Origin of the sequence: Amycolatopsis rhabdoformis (genome assembly GCF_035918295.1) — a bacterium.
Lineage (GTDB): Bacteria > Actinomycetota > Actinomycetes > Mycobacteriales > Pseudonocardiaceae > Amycolatopsis > Amycolatopsis rhabdoformis.
In genome coordinates this window covers 8090181-8109658 of the sequence record NZ_CP142149.1, presented here as the reverse complement: position 1 = coordinate 8109658, position 19478 = coordinate 8090181, and the positions used below count along the sequence as shown (strand labels likewise).

20 protein-coding genes are annotated in these 19478 nt (G+C 71.9%); 3 read left to right on the top strand and 17 right to left on the bottom strand.

Translation table 11 applies throughout. From position 1 onward, the window contains the following. Window positions 1–127 precede the first annotated feature (127 nt). The 3 genes from VSH64_RS37415 (at window position 128) to VSH64_RS37405 (ending at window position 2171) form a co-directional block, all read left to right on the top strand. Complete coding sequence (locus VSH64_RS37415; RefSeq protein ID WP_326567472.1) at window positions 128–880, top strand: S1 family peptidase; 753 nt, start codon at window positions 128–130, stop codon at window positions 878–880. Between the two features lie 159 nt (window positions 881–1039). Next, window positions 1040–1798 carry a S1 family peptidase gene (locus tag VSH64_RS37410; RefSeq protein ID WP_326567471.1) on the top strand — a complete coding sequence of 253 codons (759 nt, stop codon included), beginning with the start codon at window positions 1040–1042 and terminating at the stop codon, window positions 1796–1798. 37 nt (window positions 1799–1835) lie between these two features. Then, window positions 1836–2171 (top strand): hypothetical protein, encoded by a 336-nt coding sequence (locus tag VSH64_RS37405; RefSeq protein WP_326567470.1) that lies wholly within the window; start codon window positions 1836–1838, stop codon window positions 2169–2171. Window positions 2172–2293: 122 nt separating this feature from the next. On the opposite strand, the gene VSH64_RS37400 is transcribed toward VSH64_RS37405, so the two are convergent. The 17 genes from VSH64_RS37400 to VSH64_RS37320 form a co-directional block, all read right to left on the bottom strand. Next, window positions 2294–2461 (bottom strand): hypothetical protein, encoded by a 168-nt coding sequence (locus tag VSH64_RS37400; protein ID WP_326567469.1) that lies wholly within the window; start codon window positions 2459–2461, stop codon window positions 2294–2296. 66 nt (window positions 2462–2527) lie between these two features. After that, window positions 2528–3337, bottom strand: a complete 810-nt coding sequence (locus tag VSH64_RS37395; RefSeq protein WP_326567468.1) for a thiopeptide-type bacteriocin biosynthesis protein — start codon at window positions 3335–3337, stop codon at window positions 2528–2530. Further along, complete coding sequence (locus VSH64_RS37390) at window positions 3330–5609, bottom strand: hypothetical protein (protein WP_326567467.1); 2280 nt, start codon at window positions 5607–5609, stop codon at window positions 3330–3332. Before VSH64_RS37390 ends, VSH64_RS37395 begins: the two co-directional genes overlap by 8 nt. Window positions 5610–5613: 4 nt before the next feature. Beyond that, on the bottom strand, window positions 5614–7098 hold the full coding sequence (locus VSH64_RS37385; RefSeq protein WP_326567466.1) for a SagB/ThcOx family dehydrogenase: 1485 nt from the start codon (window positions 7096–7098) through the stop codon (window positions 5614–5616). Continuing rightward, entirely contained in the window at window positions 7095–9428 is a 2334-nt protein-coding gene (locus VSH64_RS37380) for a TOMM precursor leader peptide-binding protein (RefSeq protein WP_326567465.1), read from the bottom strand. The genes VSH64_RS37385 and VSH64_RS37380 overlap by 4 nt, the downstream gene beginning before the upstream one ends. A gap of 9 nt (window positions 9429–9437) precedes the next feature. After that, complete coding sequence (locus tag VSH64_RS37375; RefSeq protein ID WP_326567464.1) at window positions 9438–11345, bottom strand: ATP-binding cassette domain-containing protein; 1908 nt, start codon at window positions 11343–11345, stop codon at window positions 9438–9440. Further along, entirely contained in the window at window positions 11342–13459 is a 2118-nt protein-coding gene (locus VSH64_RS37370) for an ATP-binding cassette domain-containing protein (RefSeq protein ID WP_326567463.1), read from the bottom strand. Before VSH64_RS37370 ends, VSH64_RS37375 begins: the two co-directional genes overlap by 4 nt. 2 nt (window positions 13460–13461) lie before the next feature. Then, the gene (locus VSH64_RS37365; protein ID WP_326567462.1) at window positions 13462–14703 is read right to left on the bottom strand and encodes a cytochrome P450; all 1242 of its coding nucleotides are present in this window, start codon (window positions 14701–14703) and stop codon (window positions 13462–13464) included. A 129-nt stretch (window positions 14704–14832) separates the two neighbouring features. Continuing rightward, window positions 14833–14976, bottom strand: coding sequence for a thiocillin family RiPP (locus tag VSH64_RS37360; RefSeq protein ID WP_326567461.1), 144 nt, complete (start codon window positions 14974–14976; stop codon window positions 14833–14835). A 50-nt stretch (window positions 14977–15026) separates the two neighbouring features. Beyond that, on the bottom strand, window positions 15027–15176 hold the full coding sequence (locus tag VSH64_RS37355) for a thiocillin family RiPP (protein ID WP_220245459.1): 150 nt from the start codon (window positions 15174–15176) through the stop codon (window positions 15027–15029). Between the two features lie 53 nt (window positions 15177–15229). Beyond that, complete coding sequence (locus tag VSH64_RS37350) at window positions 15230–15379, bottom strand: thiocillin family RiPP (protein ID WP_326567460.1); 150 nt, start codon at window positions 15377–15379, stop codon at window positions 15230–15232. Window positions 15380–15392: 13 nt separating this feature from the next. Further along, window positions 15393–15551 (bottom strand): RiPP peptide, encoded by a 159-nt coding sequence (locus VSH64_RS37345; protein ID WP_285971290.1) that lies wholly within the window; start codon window positions 15549–15551, stop codon window positions 15393–15395. A gap of 40 nt (window positions 15552–15591) precedes the next feature. Then, on the bottom strand, window positions 15592–15735 hold the full coding sequence (locus tag VSH64_RS37340; RefSeq protein WP_220245456.1) for a thiocillin family RiPP: 144 nt from the start codon (window positions 15733–15735) through the stop codon (window positions 15592–15594). Between the two features lie 141 nt (window positions 15736–15876). Continuing rightward, entirely contained in the window at window positions 15877–16017 is a 141-nt protein-coding gene (locus VSH64_RS37335; RefSeq protein WP_326567459.1) for a hypothetical protein, read from the bottom strand. Window positions 16018–16596: 579 nt separating this feature from the next. Continuing rightward, window positions 16597–17742 (bottom strand): amidohydrolase, encoded by a 1146-nt coding sequence (locus VSH64_RS37330; protein ID WP_326567458.1) that lies wholly within the window; start codon window positions 17740–17742, stop codon window positions 16597–16599. Beyond that, window positions 17739–18347, bottom strand: a complete 609-nt coding sequence (locus tag VSH64_RS37325; protein ID WP_326567457.1) for a response regulator transcription factor — start codon at window positions 18345–18347, stop codon at window positions 17739–17741. Before VSH64_RS37325 ends, VSH64_RS37330 begins: the two co-directional genes overlap by 4 nt. Then, window positions 18344–19465, bottom strand: a complete 1122-nt coding sequence (locus VSH64_RS37320) for a sensor histidine kinase (protein ID WP_326567456.1) — start codon at window positions 19463–19465, stop codon at window positions 18344–18346. The genes VSH64_RS37325 and VSH64_RS37320 overlap by 4 nt, the downstream gene beginning before the upstream one ends. Window positions 19466–19478: the final 13 nt, after the last annotated feature.

Below are 19478 nucleotides of genomic sequence, written 5' to 3'. Positions count from 1 at the left end.
TCTCCGGGCAACCGGGCCGGCTCCGAGGGCAGCCCGGTTGCCCGCACACTTTCGAGTGAACCCCGGTCATCGCTAAGCTGCGCCGATCACCGGCTGGGGCCGGTGCACTGACCAGGGGGTAAGTGACATGCGCGTTCGCGCGATTCTTTCGGCGGCTCTGCTCACGCTCGGAGCCGCGCTGGCCACCGCCGTGCCCGCTTCGGCCGTCGCCAACGGTTCCGACGTTCCGCAGGGCCGGTTCGAGTTCGCCGCCAAGCTCACGATGACGAACATCCCGCGGCCCGACGGCACGCACTACGACAGCGGCTGCTCGGGCGCGCTCGTGGCGCCGCAGTGGATCCTCACCGCGGGGCACTGCTTCCACGACGTGAACCGCAACCCGATCTCCGGCCCGGTTCCGTATTCGACCTCGGTGCTTCTGGGCACCACCGTGCAGCGCGGCAAGCTCGGTGTCACGCGCCAGGTGACCGACGTGATCCAGGCCGGCACCAACGACATCGCGCTCGCGAAGCTCGACCGGCCGGTCCGTGGCATCACGCCGCTGAAGGTCAGCCACGCCGAGCCCGCCGTCGGCCAGAAGCTCACGCTCGCCGGCTGGGGCGCGCTGAGCTCGGTGGACGCCGCGCCGTCGATGAAGCTGCAGCAGGGCACGGTCGCGATCGGTGAGGTCACGGCCACCACGGTGGGGGTGCACGGCGTCGCGCCGGCCGCCGACACCAGTGCCTGCCTCTACGACTCGGGCGCGCCGTACTTCGTGGCCTCGGGCCACGGCGGCCGCATCGTGGCGGTGGAGTCCGAAGGCCCCGACTGCCCCCACGCGCAGCTGGAGACGACCTCCCGCGTCGACGTGGTGGCCGACTGGATCCTCGCGCAGATCTGACCGACCGCCAGTAGCCGCCAGTACCAGACAACGGGCCCCACGCACAGGTCGTGGGCCCGTTTTCTTTCGCCCGACAAGGGAATTCCTGACGCGGAAGTAGCTGGATAGCGTTGAGGGTCGATCATCGGCGCCCCGCCGGTGGCCCGACGAAGGGAACGAATGCGCGTCCGCGCCGCACTTCTCGCAGCTGCCCTGTTGTCCCTCTTCACCGTCACCGTCACCGCCACCCCGGCCGGCGCCGTCGCCGACGGATCCGACGTACCGGCCGGCCAGTTCGGCTTCACGGCCAAGCTCACCATGGCGAGCATCCCGCGTCCGGACGGGAGCACGTACACCAGCTTCTGCTCGGGCGCGCTCGTCGCGCCCAGCTGGCTGATCACCACCGGTCACTGCTTCCACGACGCGCAGCGCAACCGCGTGTCCGGCCCGGTGCCGTACCCGACCACCGTCACGCTCGGGCTGGTCGACGAAGCGAAGGAAGCGGGCATCACCCGCAAGGCCACGCAGGTGCTGCAGTCCGCGGAAAACGACGTCGCCCTCGTGCAGCTCGACAGCGCGGTGCCGGGCATCACGCCGCTGGTGGTCAACCGCCTGATCCCGGCCGCCGGCCAGCGCCTCACGCTCGCCGGCTGGGGCAGCCATACGGCGAAGAACCCCTCGCCGTCGTCGAAGCTGCAGCAGGGCACCGTGCAGATCTCGTCCGTCGGCAGCACCACCGTCGCCGTGCACGGCGTCGCGCCTTCGCCCACCACCAGCGCGTGCGTGTACGACTCGGGCGCGCCGTACTTCGTGCCTTCCGGCAGCGGCGGCCAGCTCATCTCCGTGGAGACGACCGGGCCCGACTGCCCCCACACGAGCGCGGAAACGACCTCGCGCGTGGACGTGATCGCGGATTGGATCGCGGCCCGCACGAAGTGAGTACGGTGGTCAGGCCGACCGACCCGAGGAGCAGTGGATGCCCGAGCCGATCCTGACCGCCGTCGCGACCGCACTGGCCACCAAGGCCGCGCAGGGGCTGTACGAGCTGGTCAAGCGCAAGTTCTCGAGCGACAAGAAGGCCGTGGCCACACTCGAGGCGGCCACCCCGGACAAGCCCGAGACCGTGACGGCGCTGGCCGAACGCCTCGACGCGGCGGGCCGCGAGGACCCGGCCTTCGCGGCCGCCTTGCGCACCGAGTTCGAAGTGCACCAGGACGCCCGAAGCGGCGGCGTGACGAACCACGTGGGCACCGTCGCGGAAGGCGGGAAGGTCGTGCAGCTGCGCGACGTGCACGGCGACATCAATCTCTGACCGGCACGGAGAGCGATCACCGGGATCGCTCTCCGTGCCACCTCTTTTGTGCGAGTGTCCAGCGCGTTTTCGCGAAGTGCCGAGAATTCCTCCGCACTCACCGTGCCGGAATAATTGGAACTTTACTTGTCCTTTTTCTTCGGCAACTGGTCCGCGGCTTTCTTGCCGGCTGGACCGAGTTTGCCGAGGACGGAGCGCACGCCGCTGACCACAGCGTCTCCGACAGGGTTCGGGTGGTCGTCGTCCGGGTCGCCGATGCCGGAGGCGGCGCCGCTGGAGCCTGAGTCCATGGTATTTCTCCCCAACTGTTGTTATTCCGATTCGGTGTTCTCGATTCGCCGCCGGATCGGCGGGTTTCAATTACTGATGCTACGCAATCGTCGCACCCACAACAACCGCGCGATTTGAGCCTCCTCTCCGGGAACTGCGCCGAGGCGGTTGTTCATGAGGTGGACGTGCTGGAAAGCCGCGCGGTAGGGCGAAACGCGCCGCGCGGATTCGCGGTACTCGGTCCAGAAGCGCTCGGCGTAGGTCAGCAGCGGTTTGCCGACGTGGTCGGTGGCCAGCGCGCCGGCCACGCTGTCGGCGAGCCGGCCCGCCTGACGCACGGCCGCCGGGTCGTCCGGGTGGGCTGTGGCGGCGGCCGGGCGCCAGGCGACGGTGCGGGCGCCGCGGCCCGACCAGTACCAGGCGTACTGGTGCAGAAAGCTCACGCGCTGGTCGGCCGGCAAGCCCTCCACGATCGCGGCGGTGTGGGCCGCGGCCTGCGTGATGCGGTGCGCCGAGGCGCGGCCCGGCAGCAGTTGCAACGCCGTGTCGCTGCCGAGGTGGGCCACGCGTTCGGCGAACTCCACCCCGTCCGAGCCGCGGAACTTCGCCAGCTCCGGCTCGTACCAGCGCTTCACGACCTCCGCGGCGCGCTCGGCGAAGCGGCGGTCGAGCTCAGCTTCCACCACGGCGGCCGACGCCGGCTCGGCCCGCAGCCGCACGCGCAGCTGCAGCCCCGACATATCCATGTACTGCAGGAAAAACCAGCGCCGCACCGAGTCGCGGTGGTCGGCGACGACCGGCCGCACCACGTCGTTGAGCAGCCGGGTCACCGACGGGAGGTCCGGCACGTACACGCGCCAGTAGCGCCAGTCGGGCCGCAAGAGGGTGTCAAGCATGGGTCACCACCGTGAGGAATTCGGTCACGCGCGCCGCCGCCGATCCCGCGGCCGGCAGTGCCTCGGTGAGTTCGAGCTCCTCCGCGCCGGCCAGGCCTTTCAACGCCGTCCACGCCGCGAGCGGGTGGGCGAAGCTGAGCCATTGCGGCTTGCCCTGCGGCACCCCGCCCGCGGCCAGACCGCGGACGAACAGCTGCTCGGGCAACCCGTGCTCGGCCAGGAACATCCGGCCGGCGCGGAGGAAGTCCACATCGGGTCCGCCGGTGAGGGCGGGCAGCGCCGACGCCGGCAGCGTCCAGCTCGCGCGGCGCAACACCAGCCGCCCGTTCGTCACGCGTTCGCGGAACCCCGCGGCCGGCACCGGCGCCCACGGACCCAGCGACAGCCACGGATCCGACAGCAGTTGCAGCACCCGCGCCACCCCACGCAGCAGGTGCCCGGGCACCGCGCCGAGGTAGCTCAACGCCGCGGGCCGGCCGGCCGGGTCGAGCACCTCCAACGTGCCCGTGGCCAGGTCGTGGCGCACGCGGAAGCCGTCGATCGGCACACCACCCGGCCCGGCCGCCGGCCGTTCGGCACCCCAGGCCAGCCACGGCGCCGAGCGCACGGCCGGGCGCTGGGTGTCGGTCCAGTCGGCGTGCGCGGTCACCTGGTACACCGTCGCTCCCGGGAACCGCTTCTCGTGCAACGAAGTCACGGCCGCTTCGACCCGCTCGGCCAGCCCCGGCACGCCGGCCCACCGCGAGACGGCGCCGAGGTACCCCGGGTGCACCTGGTTGACCACCAGCGCGTCGCCCGCGACCTGCCAGAACACCGAGTGCGCGGGCCGGCCGACGCTCGGGCCGGCGATGTCCCGCACATCGGGCTCGGGCACCGCGCAGCGCGAAAGCCACACCATCGGATCGAGGTCACGGGCCGCGCGGAACGCGAACTCGGCCAGGTCGGCGACCCCGCCGACGTCGTAGTGGTGCAGGAAGAACCGCACCAGGTCGTAGTACCCGGCCCGCGGCCGCGCGGTGGCGCGCAGCAGGCCGTCGAGCCGATCGAGCTCACCCGCCACCCACGCCGGCGGCGCGGTTTCCGGTTCCGGGCCGTGCGCGACGGTCTCGTGCACCAGCCCCAGCCCGTCGAGCCAGCCCGCGCGCGCCGGATCGCGTTCGGTGAGCACGGTGCGCAGCCGGCCGCGCAGCGCCAGCACGGCGTCGGCCCGGCGCCGGCCGTTCTCCGTGCCGGCCACCACCTTCTCGGCTTCGGCAAGCGAAGGCCGGCCCCACGCGCTGAAGTGCCGGGGCTCGTCGAGCCGCCACGGTGTGGTCACCAGCAGCAGCCCCTGGTCCACGAGCCGGCGAATGTCGTCGACCGCGCAGCCCAGCTCGGCGGCCAGCTCGCGCAGCCGCCGCGGCCGCGGCGAGAGCGGCACCGGCCCGGCCAGCGCCGTGACCTCGTCCTCGCGGAAGTACACGCCGTGGCGCATCAGGTGCACCGGCAGCGCGGCCAGCCACTCGGCGCCCACGAGGCGAGTGTCCACATTGGGCACCACCACCGGGTCGTCTTCCAACGCCGCGTACGCGAGCCGCGCGGCGACGCGCGAAGAGCTCACCAGCCGGTTTCCCGCACCGGGGTCGGCCGCGCCGGCGAAATCCCCGACGCCCACCGTGGTCAGCGCGCCGAACGGGCTCGGCTTCAGCGTGGTCCGCACGAGGTAGGACACCGCGCTCCGGCTGAGCCGTCCACCGGGTTTGCCGAGGTCAGCGCGGTCGGTGAACGCCGTGACGAACTCCGGGCTCGCCAGCGCGAGCCCCGCCAGCACGTGCGGGCTGCGCAGCGCCGACGCCACGGCGTGCTGCGCCGAGGCCAGCTCCGCACCGAGCGCCCGCGCCGCCTTCTCCAGCAGCTCACGCTCACGCACCAGCAGCTGATGCCACTCCCCGAGCCGATCGGCGTCGGGCGTGGCCAGCACCTCCCGCGCGAGCCTGAGCCCGGCTTCGTCGCCGCGGTCGTTGAACACGCTGCGACGAAGCCGGATCAGCCCGCGCCGCTGCTCGCGCGACAGCTCGTCGCGGCCGATCACCGCGTGCAGCACGTCGCAGACCGGTTCGCGCAGCGCGGTTTTGCGCGCGGCGGCGGACTCGGCCTCCTCCAGCAGCGCGACGGTCTCCGGGGCACGCAGACCGTCGAGCACTCCGGCGGGCAGCCCGCAGATCCGGGACACGAGCAGCGGTGACCCGGAAAGCGGCGACACGGGCGGCTGTGACACGGGCAGGGTGGACACGACCTCACCGCCTCCGGGCAGCGAGTGCTTCGGCCTGCCAGCCCGGGTCGTTGCCCGCGCGCCAGTCCAGCGCACCGTCACCGCTCACCGGGGCCGGCAGCTCGGCCGGGGCACTGCCCAGGATGAACTCGCCGACCGACGACTCCTTCAGGTAGTCGAGCCCGAACGCGCGCGCCGCCGCGTCCGCGTCACCGCTGCCCAGACCGCAGCCGGCCAGGCCCATCGCCGTGGCCACCAGGTACATCGTCTGGTACAGCGCGCCGGCGTGCTTGAGCGTGACCGCGTACGCGATCGACTGGTACTTCCACGCCAGCCGCTGGAAGCGCGACGTCATGGTCACCAGCACATCGGGCACGGCCTGGCCGCCGGTCGAGAGCGTCGCCACGCGCAGCAGCTCGTCGCGCGCTTCGGCCTCGGTGTTGATCAGCCGCAGCACGTGGTCACCGGCGTCGTAGTGGTAGATGCCGGGTGCCAGCCCCTCGCACCGGCGCACGGTCACGTAAAGCTCGAGCTCGTACCCGGCGCCACCGCAGGGGTACGGCCGGCTCGAACCCTCGTACGGCATCCGCGCCTCGGGCCGCGGGCCGTAAGTGCCGCGCACGCGCGCCGTGCGGTAGAGGAACTCGCCGAGCTGCTCGGCCGTGATCGGCTGCTCACCGTAGGCGCGGATGGATTGACGCGCCTCGATCGTCTCCTGCAGCCCCGGGTCCGCAGCCCGCACGGTGTCGAACGCCGGCCGGTACAGGTCCGTGCGCGGGCCTTCCGGCGCCGGTGCCACGGCGGGCAGCGGCTCGATCTCGCCGACGTACGGGAACCGGCCGCCGAACGCCTCGTCGGTGCGCCCGATCCGGCTGCGGCTGTGGAAGTACAGGTCGTGCACGTCCCACTGGCGCAGCACGTCGTCGGAGTCCACGGGGAACTCGCCTTCTGCGCCCACGTCGAGGAAACCCGCGCCGGCCAGCGCGGCCAGCACCGGCCACCACTCGGTGTCCACTTCGGACGTCGGCTGCGCCACGGCCAGCGCGGCCACCGCACCGGCCAGGCCGGCGTCAAGCAGCACCGCGCGGTACTTGCTCAGCGGCGACTCCAGCACCAGCTCACCGGCGCGGCGGCGCAGCAGGCTGAACTTGCCCAGCCGCAGCCACGCGCCGGCCAGCTCCGGCAGCTCGGGCCGCAGCCCGGTCACGCCGGTGCGCTCCAGCACGGCCACGCGCTCGCCGCGCAGCCGGAACCCCGTGGCCAGGAAGGGTTCCACCTTCGTCAACACGGTCGCGACCGGCGACTTCGGGTACTCGGCGGCCAGCTCGTCCTCGGTGTGCAGCCCGGCGCGGACCCGCTCCAGCGCGGCCAGCATCGGGGCGCCGACGCCGCGGAGCCGGTAGCCGGCGCGGTCGGCCAGGCCGAGCAGGACCTGGTCGTCCTTGGTCAGCAAGGAGACGTCGCGGCGGAAGGTGACGGTGGACTCGGCGGTGCGTTCGAGCGTGGTCATAGGAACATCGCAATCGGGTTGAGGTCGGCTTCGGACGGCGTTTCATCGATCCAGCCCAGTTCGCGCGGCACGTCGAAGAGGCGGCCCGGCGCGAAACGGGGCCAGAAGTGCCGCATCCCCGGCACCAGCACCCGCACCACGGGCAGGCCGATGTCCACCCGCGTCTGGTCCAGCACCAGCATTTCCATGCCGCGCTCGGCCACGGTCCGCTCGGCGCGCAGCACGTCCTCGCGCACGTCGGTGCTTTCGTAGCGCTCGAAGTCGGCCCGGGTGCGCACCTGGCCCGCCGCCGGTTGCACGTACGGCTGGTTCTCCAGCGTCGCGTTGCGCCACCAGTGCAGCTGGTCCGGGTCGTTGTACGCGTAGCTGCCCGAACCGTCGGCCTTCATCCCGATCACGGCGGGCAGGAACTGGTTCATCTCCGAGAGCGCGCGGCCGATCGCCACCTCGACGTCGAAGTGCGCGCCGAGCGCGAACAGGATGTCCTGCGCGGGCTTGTCGCGGCGCACCGAAACCGCGGCCACGGACGGGATGCCCAGGTCGTTGGTCAGGTCCAGCACCCAGGTGTCGCGTTCGAGCTCGTCGTAGCGCTGCTGCCACTGCGCGAAGTACGGCACGTCGAACGTCGACAGATCGATCTCGGGCCGGCTCAGGCGGTGGTACCACCACATCGCCACCGTGTCCCGCTCCACCAGCTCCATGAAGCCCTGCAGGATCGCGTCTTCCAGGCTCGTACCGGCCGCGCAGCCGTTGGAGTTCGCGCCGGCCTGGAACGGGGTTTTCGGGTTGTGGTAAGCGAAGTACAGCCCGGACGTGGGGAACAGCTTGGTGCGCTGCTCGGTGAGCGACCACACCGGCGACCACTCGATCTCGGCCTGCGGGTCGAGGTCGTCGGCCACCCAGTGGAAGTGCGACGGCCGCGAGTTCCACTCCTTGCGGTCGCGGAACTGGTCGGCGCTGTAGAGGTGCAGCTCGTTGGGGTGGATCACCTCCGCCGGGTCGAGGTCGGCCAGCCGCGCGGTGCGGCGCGCCTCGTCGCCGTGGAACAGGCCGGAGTAGCGCTCGATCGCCTCGCCGACGGCCGACGCCTTGGCCTGCGCGTCGCTCATGCCCTTGCCGGCGCTGCAGCTGCGCAGGCCGGCGCGCAGGTCGTTGGCGTTGGCCATCGGGATCGCGAAGTTCTGGCCCGCGGTGTAGGTGTGCAGGCCCTCGACCTCCAGCGGCACCTTCACGAGGTTGCTGATCGGGCCGGTGACCGGGCTGATCAGGTGCTCGAAACGCGCCACGAACTGCTCGGGCGGGCTCGTGCGGTAGCCACCGTCGCTGCTGGCCAGGCGCGGGCGCGACGTGATGCGCACCGGCTCGGCCATGCGCTCGGCCTGCAGGTCGGGCTCACCGCACAGCGGGCACTGCGGCCGGCGCTGGAACGGGTGGTGCTCCTGCGTGAGGCTCACCGTGTCGAGCGTGATGACCTCCGACTGCCACGGCGTGCCGTACTGCGCGGCCACGCCACCGGGCGGCCGCGGCATCGCGGCGCGCCCTGCGGCGAACGCGCCGGTGAGCCACTTGCCCACGTGCAGCGCGGCGAGGCGGTGGGCCAGCTCGCGGGTGACGCCGGTGCCGGTCACGGAGTTGACCAGCGCCGGGCTGTCGAGCACCCCGCGCTGGCGCAGGTAGCTGGCCAGCACGTTCTTGTTGGACAGCCGCACCCGCAGGCATTCGTAGCAACCGGTGACGCCGGGCTCGAAGACCGGGCCGACCCAGATCATGCTGCCGACCGGCTTCACCGGCAGCCATGGCGTGCCGGCCGCGTGGAACTTCGTGCCCCACTCGGCGAGCTCGGGCCGCAGGTAGTCGTCGGTGAGCACCACGGTGAAGCCGGCTGGTGCGTCGGGATCCGTGGTGACGCCGGTGCCGAGCGCCGTGAGAGCTTCGGTGAACCCGGCCGGGTCGACGTCGCCGGCGGTGAGCACCCGCACATCGGCACTGGCCAGGCGACGCACGGCGTCGTCACCGTCCACACCGGACGCTTCCCAGTAGCCGCCGACGCGCGGGTCGACCTCGGGGTCGACCTCCACCACGTACCCGCTGCGGCGCAGGCGGTCCAGCGCCACGTCGATGCGGGCCGGGTCGGCCTCGGCCAGCGCCTGCTTGATGCCGTCGCGGCTGTGCTGCCCGTCGCTGAGCAGCGGGGCCAGCTGCTCGACCAGCGCGCCGGCGAGCCGGGTCTGCGTGGTGCGCTCGCTCGTGAGGTACACCGCGTCGCCGGGCACCGTCAGCACCCGCAGCGACCGGTTGAACCTGGTGATCCGATTGATGCTCTTCGTCATGTCGTCCCCTCAGTCGAGCCGGCGGGCGGAGCCCACCAGCCGGGCGAAAGCCGTCGATTGGCCGGACAGCTCGGCGAAGGTGCCGATGTCGGCGATGCGGCCGTGCTCCAGCACGGCGATCCGGTCGGCCGAGCGGATGGTGGAGAGCCGGTGGGCCACCACCACCCGGGTCAGCCGCAGGTCGTCCACCGCGCGGCGCACGAGCTCCTGCGCGGCGGCATCGAGTGCGCTCGTGGCCTCGTCGAGCAGCAGCACCGCGGGCCGCTTGGCCAGCGCGCGGGCCAGCAGCAGCCGTTGCACCTGCCCACCCGACAGGCCGCTCTCGCCGTCGGTGACCTGCGTGTGCAGGCCCATCGGCAGGGCCTTCACCACGTCGGCGAGCTGCGCCTGCTCGGCCGCGTGCTGCGCGAGATCGAGGTCGACCTCGGCCGCGGCACCGCAGATCACTTCGGCGAGCGTGCCGCGCATGAGCGTGGCGTCCTGGGCGACGTAACCGATGCGCGTGCGCAGCTCGTCGACGTCGCAGCTGTTCACGTCGACGCCGTCGACCAGCACGCTGCCGCGCTCGGTGCGATCGAGGCCGAGCATCAGCCGCAGCAGCGTCGACTTGCCCGCGCCCGACGCGCCGATCAGCGCCACGAACTCCCCCGGCTCGATGCGCAGCGAGATGTCCGTGAGCAGGTCACGGGTCTGGCCGGGATAGCGGAAGCTCACGTCGCACAGCTCCACCGCACCGCGCGCGGCCGGCAGCGGGGTCGGGCGCGCCGGCGTCTCGGGCCGCGTGGTGAGCACCGGCGCGAGCCGGGCGTGCACCGGGCCGATGGCGAACAGGCCCACCAGCGCGCTCTGCAGCCGGGTCAGCGTGAGGTTGAGCGTCATCGCGACCATCACCACCGTCCACTGGCCGGTGAACCCCAGGTCCGACGCCATCGGCAGCAGCACCGCGAGAAACGCCGGGTAGCAGGCCACGGCCAGCGCACTGGCGACTTCCGCGTACCGCAGGCCCGCGTCGTCCGAGCGCTTCTGCGCGCGGAACGCCTCGCGCCAGCGACCGACCACATAGGACTGCGCGCCGAACGCCCGCACGTCGTCGATGCCGAGCATCGCCGGGTACACCGCGGCCTGCACGTCGTCCACCGCGGACAGCACCTCGGTGTCGTGCCGTTGCTGGCGCACGGAAAGCCACAGCATCGCGCCGAGCACGAGCCCGAAGATCCCGACCGCGGCCACGGCGAGCCACGGGTCCAGCAGCGCCAGCAACGCGATCGCCACCAGCGCGAACACCGCGTGCAGCGCCGCCGTGAGGCCGCCGCTGCCGAGCAGCCCGCGCAGCTGGCCGACGCCGCCGGAGAACCCCATGAGGCGGCGCAGCGGGTAGTCGCGGAAGAAGGTGGCCGGCAGGCTGAGCAGGCGCTGCCAGATGGCCGACTCGAGCCGGTCCTGCGCGCCGTCGGTCAGGGTCAGCAGGCCGCGCTCCACCAGCGCGGTGGTCAGCAGCTGCAACGCCAGCAGCCCCACCAGCGCGCCGGCCAGCCACGGCAGCGCGGCCCGGTTGCCGGCGGCGATCGCGATGGCGAGCACCATGCCGGCCAGCGGCACGATGAAACCGAACACCGTGGCCAGCAGCCCGACCACGGCGCTCACCGCGAGGCGGGTGCGCTGGCCGCGCACGGCGAAGGACAGGAGGCGACGGCCGGTGCTGCCTTCGTGCGGCAGCAGCGCGGCCTTGGGCGGAACCGGCGGGACCGGTGCGGGCCGCTCAGGCGCGACGGTCGGCTTGGCTTCCTCGACGTCGGCGTTCGGCTTGGTCCGCGCGGTCGTGGCCTGGCGCAGCGACGCCATCGTCGCGCCGGTTTCCTCGAACCAGGACCGGTCCTTCTCGGTCGGCGCGCCGGTGGTCCGCAGAGTCGTGGTCATCCCGCCACCTCCGCGAGGTCGCGGTAGCCACGGGCGTGCGCGAGCAGGTCGTCGTGCGTGCCGTACACGCACACGCGGCCGCCATCGAGCAGCACCACCGTGTCGTCGCCGCGGACTTCCGAAAGCCGGTGTGCCACCACCACGGTGGTGGTGCCGCGAGCGCGCAACGCCGCGTCGATGCGGGCGGCCAGCGCGGTTTCGACGGCGGACGTCGCCTCGTCGAGCACGAGCACCCGCGGGTTGCGGGCCAACGCCCGGGCGAGAGCGAGCCGCTGGCGTTCGCCGCCGGAGAAGTTGCGGGCCTGCTGGCTGACCTGCGCCGCGTCGATGCCGCCGCGCAGGGAGATGGTGTCAGTGAGCTGCGCGTCGTCGAGCGCCGCGGCGATCGCGTCGTCGGGCAGCGAAGTGCCGAGCTCGAGGTTTTCGCGCACAGTGCCTTCGAAGAACGCCGGCCGCTGCGGCACGTACCCGACCAGGAACGGCCGCACCGACGGCGGCAGGTCGGCGCTGCGCCGCCCGTCGACCAGCGCCACGCCCGACCACGGCCGCACGAGCCCGGCCAGCACCTTCGCCAGCGTCGACTTGCCGCAGCCGCTCGCGCCGACCAGCGTCATGCGCCCGCCCGGCGGCACGTCGAGGTCGAGGGAGGCCAGCAGCGGCTCGGTGTTCGTGTCGTAGCCGTAGCGCAGCCCGCGCACGGTGACCCGGCCCGGACCCACGGCCACGGGTTCGTCCACATCGGACGGATCGGTCTCGGCACCGGCGACGTCGTCGTACGCGGCGAAGCTGCTGCGCAGGCCGCCGATCCGGTGCAGGCCCGTGACCAGGCCACCCGCGTGCAGCTGCCACACCCCGGCCAGCACCGCCACGGTGATCACCTCGCCGGGCGCGAGCACGGCGGTGAGCGCGAGACAACCGGCGTAACCCAGCGCGTGCAGCGCCGTGACGACCAGCCCGATGCCGTGCTCGCCGAGCGCGGCCCGGCGTTGCGCGGCCAGCACCTTGCGCTGCGCCAGGGACCAGCGACCGAACGCCTGGCGTCCACTGCCTTCGGCCTTCACCGTGTCGATGGCCGAGAGCACGTTGAGCGAAAGCCCGTCGCGCGCCGACTGCTCCACCAGCAACGCCGACTGCCGCTCGGTGCCCGACCGGCGGCCGAAGCGCACGACCAGCGCGGTCAGCGCCGTGCTCCCGACCAACAGCGCGGCGGCCGGCGGCGCCAGCACGGCCAGCACCACCAGCAGCCCGACGACCGCGGCCAGGCTCACCGCCACCGGCAGCACGATCGTGGTCAGCTGCTGCGCGATCGTGTCGGCGATCTGCACGCGCGCCGCGACGCCACCGGTGAAGCGGCGATGGAAGTAGCTGCCAGGCAAGCGAAGCAGGTGCGCGACCAGCTCGGTCGAACGCGTGAGCGAGGTGCGCAGCAACGCGGCCGAAACGAGCCGCTGCTGTGCCCAGCCCGCGAGCGCGACACCCACCGCCACCGCGGCCAGCCACCACGTGGCACCGGGGCCGGCGGTCGCCGTGACCAGCGAACGGGCCAGCAGCGCGGCGACCACGGTCAGCCCGGCGGTGAGCACGCCGGCGAACACCGCGCCGAGGACCACCGGCAGCCCGGCGCCGAGCCAGCGCAGCGCTCGCGACAGCACGCGCTGCGGCGCACCGCTCGGCTCGAAGCCCGCGGCGGGCCGGAAACCCAGGTACAGCCCGGAAAACCGCTCGCGGAACTCGGTGAGCGTGAGCGTGTGCCGGCCCGCCGCGGGGTCGTGCAGCCGCACCTTGCCGCCGCGGCCGACCTGTTCCAGCACCGCGAAGTGCCGGTTGTCCACGAACACCACCCCGGGCGCGGCCAGCCCTCGCAGGGTCGCGACATCGGTTTCGGCGCCGGAAAGCCGGACGCGCTTGGCGCTCACGGTGAGCCCGAACTGCTGGCCGCGGCGGGCGAGCGTCGCGGCGCTGATGCCGTCGCGACCACCACCGCACGCCTGCGAAAGCTCCGGCCACGACAGGTACTTGCCGAATCCGGCGAGCAGGATGCCGAGGCAGGCGGCACCACAGTCGGATTCCTCGACCTGGCGGAACTCGGCACCGGCGCGAGACCGGTAGCGCATGCTCACCGGGCACCGCTTTCGGCCAGCGCGGGCGCGAAGGTCACCGGCAGCACGCGCGGTGTCGGGAAAGCCAGCGACGCGCGCCAGGGCAGCTCCGCCAGCGGCCGGCTCGGGGTCGGCAGCCGATCGTGCACCGCGGTGAGCAGCGACGACGCGGTCATCGCGGCCAGCGCGCTGCCGAGGCAGTAGTAGCTGCCGTGGCCGAACGCGACGTTGCCGGTCATCGGCCGGTCCCAGCGGAACTCGCGCGGGGCGTCGAACTTGCGCGGGTCGAGGTTGGCCGCGGCGAAGGCGAGGATCACCGTGTCGCCGGCCTTGAAGTCGAGCTTGCCCACGGAAAGGTCGTGCGCCACCTGGCGCGAGCCGAACGCCACCGGTGTGCGCAGGCGGATGGCCTCGGCGAACACGCGATCGGCGCAGCCCGGGTCGGCGGCCAGCGCCGCGGCGACGGCCGGCTGCTCCGACAGCACGACGAGGGTGTTGGCCAGCGCGGCCGTGACGGTGTCGAGGCCGGTCATGAAGAGCAGCAGCACCATGTCCACGGCTTCTTCGGCGGAGAGCTTGCCCGCCTCCTGCGCCTGGGCGAGGTGCCCGATCAGGTCTTCGGCCGGCTCGGCGCGGCGCCGGTCCAGCAGCCCGCCGACGTACTCACGCAGCTCGGCGAACTCGGCGGCGGTGATCGAGGGGCCGGCCTCGGGGTGGTTCTCGGTGAGGAAACCGGCGGCGAGCTGGTTCATCATCCCGGTGGCGCGCCGAGTGACCAGGTCACGGTCGGCCCGCGGCACACCCAGCAGCACGGCGGTGACCGCGGCGGGCAGCGGCGTGGCGAGCTCGGAGACGAACTCGGCTTCGCCCCGACGCAGGGGTTCGGCCAGCAGTTCGGCCACGACCTCGTCGATCCGGTCGCGCAGCGAAGCCAGGCGACGGCCGGAAAACGCCCCGGTGAGCACACTGCGTAGCCGCGTGTGCTCCTCGGCGGCCCGCACCGACATGGTGCTGCCGAAGAAGCGAACAAACTGTGGGTTATCTCGGTGGACCACGTCGGTGAAGACGGGAGCCGCCATGGGGAAGCCGGGGTGGGTGCAGAGGCGAGTCACCAGCTCGTAGCCGGAAATGACCCACATTCCGTCGAAGCGCACCACCGGCGCCTGGTCCACCAGCTCCCCGAAGAAATCCGGAGCCTGCATTCCGAACGGCTCGAGGCGGGCGAAGTGCCGCCACAACCGCTGCACGATTTCCGACATCCCCCAGTCCTTTCGCAAGCACGTGTTTCTCCGCACCGCGTGGTCGCCGCCATTCATGAATCATTTTCGACGGCGACCACGCGATGTGGGTGGAATAGCCGGCCTCGCTCACACCTGAATTCAGTCGACTCAGGTGGCGCAGCCGTACGTGCCGAAGCACACCGGGCAGCCGATGCTGCCCGCCGTTCCGAAGCAGTTGCTGGCACCGGCTTCGGTCAGCTCCTCGATCACGAGCTCCTCGACGGGCAGGGCCTGCGTGGTAACGTTCTCCATGACAACCTCCCTTCAGAGGTTCGTTTCGCCGCGGATGTCCTGGGGGATTGTCAGCTCGAGCTCGCGGTGCCGACCGTGCCCGCCGAGCTCGGGCACCCCGCGGTGCCCACGCTGCCGAGGCAGAAGCTGCCGGCCTGCGCGTCGGAGAGCTGCTCGATGGTGAGCTCGGTGGTGGCCGGCTCGAAGATTTCCTCGTTCATCGCTTTTCCTCCCTGCTCTGATCAGTGCTTCAGTTCTTCGGTTCTTCAGTGGGTCAGTGCGAGCTGACGGTGCCGTAGGAACCGGCGCTCGACGGGCAGCCGAACGTGCCGGCCGAGCCCACGCACCAGCCGGCGCCGGTGGCGTCGGACAGCTCTTCCACGGTCAGTTCCTCGGTGAAGTCCTGCGACTCCTGCATCTCCATGACTGTTTTCCTCTCAGGACCAGCTGAAGGCGGTGCCGATGCACGCCGGGCAGGTGGTGGAGCTGATCGTGCCGCCGGTGTTGGTGGTACCCGCGCCGGCGACCTCGCCGAGCTCCTCCACCGTGATGTCCTCGGCGAACGCCTGCTCGACCTGGTTGTCGAACTCGTTCATCTCGTCTCCTCAGGGTTGTGGATCAGTGGTGTGGGACTGATCAGCCGAAGCTGGACGCCGTGCCGGCGCTGGACGGGCAGCCCGCGCTGCCGATGCAGAAGGCGGTGCCGGCCGCGGTGGTTTCCACCAGCTCCTCGACCTGCAGCTCCTCCACCGCGTCCACGGCGGTCGTGTTTTCCTGCATTCCCTTCACCTCCTTTCAGGAAGGTAACTGTGCTGCTGTTTACCAATCCGGCCACAGCCACGGCGGAACCTGTCACTGCACGCAATGACGTTGCGTTGGCATCCGCCTACTTCTGGCCGGATTGGTAAATGCGAATGGAATTCACGCCTCGGGTTTGCAGGTGACAACACCCAGGATGCGACTGTTGAAGCTGTACCGGTACAGGTATTCCCCGCCGTCGACACCGACGTAATCCCATTTCGCCAGCTCGAAGCCGACGTGCGCGAACTGCGTGCTGGGCACGCATCTCGGGGGCGCCGGGACACTGGCCTCAGCAGCGGAAATACCGAACAAAACGGACACAACAACGATAGCGGCAACCATGACAGTTCTCATCACGCAAGCCCCCCCAGGCTTTTGATTCCCCAGTTTTGTGCTATTCGCTCGGAGCGATTCGCACAGGGGGAACGCTAAACCCAACCCCGCGTGCAAGAGGAGGGTAAATCACTGATGTCACCCGTCTGGAGTAGTTAGCTGACAGCTATCTTAGGCTTCTCCTAGGGTTCTCTTAAGGTCGCTGCACTATGGGTGCACCGTTGACTACCCAGAGGTGACAGTGAGTGCTTGCCTCAAGCGGCCGCCACTCGAACGTGAAGGCGCTTCGGCTCCACTGTGGAGTTGAAAGAGGTGGAGTCGACAGAGGTGACGTCGACCGAGGTGGCGCCGACAGAGGTGGCGCCGACAGAGGTGGCGCCGACAGAGGTGGCGCCGACAGAGGTGGCGCCGACAGAGGTGGCGCCGACAGAGGTGGCGCCGACAGCGAAGGAGTCGACACAGGAGGGTCGAGAGTGGAGCGACGGGAGGCGCCTCAGCGAAAGCGCTTCAGCGCCGAGAAGCGAACGTGGCCTCGGCCGCGAGCACCAACGCCCGCACGCCGGCCGTGAGCGCCTCCGGAGCCGGCGCGAAGTCGGGCGCGTGGTTGGTCCCCTGCTCGCCGACGCCGAGCGTCCAGTAGCAGAGCGGCACCGTGCCGCCCTTCACCGCGGCCAGGTGCCCGAAGTCCTCGGCCGCGGCCACCGGCGGCGTCCACCCGACGAGGTTCGGCCCGAGCGCGGCCAAGTGCGCGGCTCGCACGGCGAGCGCCAGCTGCCGATCGTTCACGGTCGCCGGCGCCGAGCACACCGTCACGACCTCCGGCTCCACCGGCGCTCCCGACGCGGTGGCCTCGGCCCGGCACACCCGCTCGATCGAGGTCAACGCTCGGGCCAGCGCACCGTCGGACGCCGCGCGCACGCTCACGCCGAGCTCGACGCGATCGGGGATCACGTTCGCCGCCTCACCCGCGTGCACCGAGCCGACGGTGACCACGACCGGATCGGCCGGGTTCGTCTCGCGCGACACCACCGTCTGCAGGCGCACCACCACGTGCGCGGCCAGCACCACCGGGTCCACAGCGAGGTGCGGCACCGCGGCGTGGCCGCCCCGGCCGTGCACGGTGATCGCCAGCTCGGCACACGGCGCGGTGATCTGCCCCGGCGAATGGCCCACGCGCCCGACCGGCCCGGGCACCGCGTGCTGGGCCAGCAACGCGTCCGGCGCGCCGAACACGTCGTGCACGCCGTCGGTCACCATCGCCAGCGCTCCTTCGAGCGTCTCCTCGGCCGGCTGGCCGAACACCAGGAGCCGGCCCTGCCACTCCGCACGCGCGGCCACGAGCTCCCGCGCGGCGCCGACCACGGCGGCCAGGTGCAGATCGTGGCCGCACGCGTGCATGGCCGAGCCCTCGGCCGCGTACGGCAAACCAGTACGCTCCGTGAGCGGTAGCGCGTCCAACTCGGCTCGCAGCCCGACGCTCGGCCCGGCGCCGTTGTCGAACGCCGCGACCACCCCGTGGCCACCGATTCCGCTACGCACGGTGAAACCCAGGTCGGTCAGCTCACGCGCCAGCACACCGGCCGTGCGCTCCTCCGAGCCCGCCAGCTCGGGGTGGCGATGCAGGTCCCGGTACAGCTCCACCAGCTCGGTCACAGCCAGCCCGCTTCCTCGGCGACGCGGTACGCGGCCACGCGGTTGTCCACCTGCAGCTTGGTGAGCGCGCTCGAGAGGTAGTTGCGCACCGTGCCCTCGGCCAGCGACAACCGCGCACCGATCTCGGCCGGCCGCAGTCCCGCACCGGAGAGCCGCAGCACGTCCAGCTCACGCTCGGTGAGCGGCGTCTCCCCCACGGCCAGCGCGTCGGCCGCGATCTCCGGGTCCACGTGCCGGCCGCCGGTGCAGACCTTGCGCACGGCGGTGATCAGGTCGTCGGGCGAGATGTTCTTGGTGACGAACCCGCGCACGCCGGCCCGCATCGCGCGGTGCAGGTACCCAGGTTTGCCGTAGCTGGTGACCACGAGCATCGCGCACTCGAGCCCCTCCGCGCGCACCGCCTCGGCCACCTCGAGCCCGGACATCCGCGGCATGTCGATGTCCACCATGGCACCGTCGGGGCGCTCGCGGCGGATGGTCTCCAGCGCGTCGGCGCCGTTGTCCACGGCCGCCACCACGTCGATGTCGTCGGCGAGGCTGAACACCGTGCGCAGGGATTCGCGCAGCAGCGCGTGGTCCTCGGCCAGCACGATCCGCAGGGTCATGAGCTCTTCCTCGGCAGGTCAAGGGGCACGCGGGCAGTGAGCACGAAGTCGCCGTCGACCTCACCGTGCTCGAGCGTGCCGCGCACGGCGGCCAGGCGCTCGGCCAGGCCGGTGAGGCCGTGGCCGGCCCGGGTGCCGCCGGCGTGCGGACGGTCGTTGCGGATGCGCACGAGCACGCACGAAGGATCACGGGCGAACTCGACGCGGCAGTTCTCGGCGGCGCTGTGGCGCAGGATGTTGGTGCCGCCTTCGCGGATGGCCGAGCCGATCACCTCGGCCACCGGGCCGGGCAACCCCTCAGGCACCGGGTCGGCGACCACGCGCACCCCGGCGAGGCTGAGGATCGACGACGTGCCGCGCAGCTCCTCCGCGAGGCTCGGCTGCCGGTAGCCGGCGATCACCTTGCGCAGCTCGGACACGGATCCGCCGGCCAGCTCCGCGATCTGCACCAGCTGCGTGCGGGCGGCGTCCGGATCGGTGTCCATGAACCGCACCCCCAGCTCGGCCTTGAGCCGCACCACCGAAAGACCCCGGCCGAGCACGTCGTGCAGGTCGCGCGCGAACCGCAGCCGCTCCTCGACCACGGCCATGCGGGCCAGCTCGTCGCGGTTGGCGTGCACTTCCGACGCGTAGGTGACGAGCAGCCCCATCCCCGCCAGCACCACGATCGTGACCAGCGAGCGCAGCAGCACCTCCGCCACCGCGTACGCCGGCACCTGCATCAGGAGCGCCAAGCCCGCCGTGACCACGAGCACGACCAGCGGGAAGATCCAGCGCTTGCGCCCGGTGAGGCTGATCGCGGAAACACCGGCGACCAGCGACGGCAGCGCCAGCCACGCCGGCCCGAAGGCCAGCAGCAACGCGAACGCCAGGCTCGTGGCGATGGCCACGTCCACCAGGTGCTCGCCGCGGGCGGCCGCGCGCCGCACGACCGCCCACACGATCCGGCCGAGGCCGGCCAGCACTCCCGCGACCGCCAGCACCGCGAAGAGCACGTCGATCGCCGACGGGTGGGTGCTCAGCCAGAGGAAAAAGGCCTCGGCGGTGAACGCGACGGTGGTCCCGAGGATCAGCAGCGCGACGACGCGGCCGAGTGTCCCGGGGTTCCACCGGTCCACGTCTCCTCCTGCT